The sequence below is a fragment of the bacterium genome (assembly GCA_040757115.1).
In the GTDB taxonomy this organism is placed as follows: Bacteria; UBA9089; CG2-30-40-21; order CG2-30-40-21; family SBAY01; genus JBFLXS01.
On the sequence record JBFLYA010000363.1, the window covers coordinates 1 to 2,853 of the forward strand.

The window sequence follows — 2,853 nt, forward strand, 5'->3', positions numbered from 1 at the left end:
ATTCACTTGTATCCGAACATACTATTTTTGTGCCTTTTTAGGGATATAAGTCAAGAAAAATATTTTTAAAAAAACTTAATTTTTTACTTGACATTTCACCATAAGACTTTGTGCCCACTCCCTGTGGGCATGACTGTTTCCCCTGAAAATAGCGAATTAGTGAATTAGAGATTAGCGAATTAGTATAGTATCCACAGACTCGTATCCTCTGGTTTAGAACACATATTCCCCCTTAATAAAGGGGGTTAGGGGGTTGTCCTTCTCCCATTTTCATTGCCCTTTGTGAGCCTTGGTTCATGTCCGTTTCCCCTGAAAATAGACCAAAGACTAAAGACCAAAAGAGCCGACGGTCGCAAGTATATTCCCCCTTAATAAAGGGGCTCTTCTTTAATTCATGAACTCTTGGCTCCTCATAACAGGTTTCACGCTCTTAGAAAAAGGTATAACTTATGGCTATCAATATCCCTAAAAGAATTACTCCCAGAATCAGGCTTGAGGCAATAAGTTTTTTTTCTGCAGGAAGTAATGGCTCATATTCCATTTTCTGCATTTCTTCTGAAATTTTAAGTTCTTCTGCCATTTTAAAACACCTCGTTTAGATTTTTAGCCACTGAACTCACTGAATTTCAAACAATATTCTCTTCATCCTCTATATTACTGGCGGTTTTATGCCATGGAAAAATATCCAGGAGATAAATAGTCCGACCCAGATGATAAAACCAAAAAGACAGAGGACATAGACGGCAGTTAATTTCCCTATCCCTTCTTGCCAGAGTTGTCTGAAATTCGAGACTGCACCGATGGAAAAGAATGTCATCGCAAAGAATAGCTTGCGAAAGACATCACATTGTTCTGTTGTTTCTTTTAAGCCAGGGATAAGACCTGATGAAATAAGGCATAGTGCTAACATAACTAAGAATGTGACGCAATAACCAATCACAAATTTGGGAAACCTATGCCACATTTCAATAGGTTTAACCTTTTCACCTGGTTTTTTCTCTATGGCATATACCCAGACCAGTGCCAGAATAAATGCCCAAATACCAATAAAGATATCGATAAATATCTTGGTGGTAGTAGAGGTCATAAGTATCCAGCCTTCTTTATAATTAATACCTTGCAAGGCTAATACTTTCGCTCGGATAAAAGAATCGGTGATAGCACCACTGGCTACTGCCGCACCATCAGTTTTAACCGCTAATCCCATCCAGGCACCGGCAACCATTGGCTCTTTGTACAGAAATATCTGACTAAGAAAAGGTAAGAGTATCAATTCAATCACCGCAAAGACAACCACTAATGAGGAAACCATAATTGCTACCCTGGGTTTAGCTTTAATAGCCGCTCCGGTAGCTATAGCGGCTGAGACACCACAAATAGATATTCCTGAGGCAAGTGGTGCCACCCATTCTCGGCTGAATTTGAAATATTTTCGGGCAATAAAATAAACTACCGCCCAATAGATGAGATATGCCTCTACAATCGCACAAAAACCACGAAAGATAACACTGGTGGCTAACCCTAATGCCTCAACTGCCTTCACACCTAATCCTGCTCCTAAAATAACTATTGCTGTCTTAATATACCATTCTGGTTTAATTCCTTCTTTAAGAGCATTTGTTACCTGGGGAAAGAAATTCCCAATGCACAATCCTACCAGAAGTGCGATAATAAGCCCTGCCTCACCGGTAAGATTACATGACCACCCAATCCCAAATTTCTGAAGTTGGTCAGGGGTAGCGGCAATGTAGGCATAATGACCAAGCGTCCAACAGACAAAACTTATCCCAAAAACTATGGTAAAACTCAAGATAAATTTTTTAAGAGACACACCTAATCCCATAGCTCCAATAGTCATAATGACTAATAAAAATAGGTAGGTCAAGACTAAAGAAATTATTGGAGGCATTTCTGTATATGTTTTGGAAACCGCGGCAAAACTCTTACCCAAATCCATCCAGACACTATTTTTCACTACCCAGCCCAAAACATCTGTCCCACAACAAACTTTTAATAGCCCCAGACAAAATATGAAAAGCCCCAACCATACTGCTAACCAGTCTTCATTACTAAAAAGTGTATTTTTTGTTTTCCCTTCCATTTTTTTACTCCTATTAGTTTATGTTCCGTTCAATTTTGACCTATTTTCCACCTGTGCAATTAGAAATAAAAGGATAATATTTTGTTCCTTTATTTCTACCTGCACAGGTCGAGATTTTTTAATAGGAACTCGATAGGCAGGTAATATAGGGTTTTGAAAAATATTACCATAGTGTTAAACAAATGTCAACAATTATTTCTCGACTTAAAAAAATTAATTGCATTTTATTTATTAATATGATATAATATTTGTAACTGTTCAGGTGGTAATTTACCGCAGAGACGCAGAGGAACAGAGAAGACATAGAAATAAATCAGATAACAGAAAAGATTATTGGTGCAGACATGGAAACACATAGGGCATGGTGACCAGATTTGTTAATCAATCCCTGATTTTCATCAGGGCAAGTTTAATGTTGGTGTACTCAAGAGCTTGCCTTGAGGAAAAAGAGGGACGGATTTAAGCGTATCGTCCATAGATTTTAATTTTTTTCTCTGCGTCTCTGTGTCTCTGCGGTGAACGGTTACTAATATTTTTTGATAATTACTCACCGCAGAGGACGCAGAGAAGATGAATATAAATGAATTAACTGGATTATTAGATATCTAATGGATGGTATCAGGAGCAAAATTCCTGATGAAGTAGTGGAGGCAGACTATAAGAATTTTAAAGAAGGTAGAGATATGGATATAAAAAGGGTTAATAAATTAATTACCATTATGGAAGAGGAAAACCTATCAGAAGTAGAGATA

At 37.6% G+C, this 2,853-nt stretch carries 2 protein-coding genes; both read right to left on the minus strand.

The features are described from left to right. Positions 1-430: 430 nt before the first annotated feature. Positions 431-580 carry a hypothetical protein gene (locus AB1422_18660; GenBank protein MEW6621322.1) on the minus strand — a complete coding sequence of 50 codons (150 nt, stop codon included), beginning with the start codon at positions 578-580 and terminating at the stop codon, positions 431-433. Between the two features lie 69 nt (positions 581-649). Next, positions 650-2,101 (minus strand): putative sulfate exporter family transporter, encoded by a 1,452-nt coding sequence (locus tag AB1422_18665; protein MEW6621323.1) that lies wholly within the window; start codon positions 2,099-2,101, stop codon positions 650-652. Positions 2,102-2,853 lie beyond the last annotated feature (752 nt).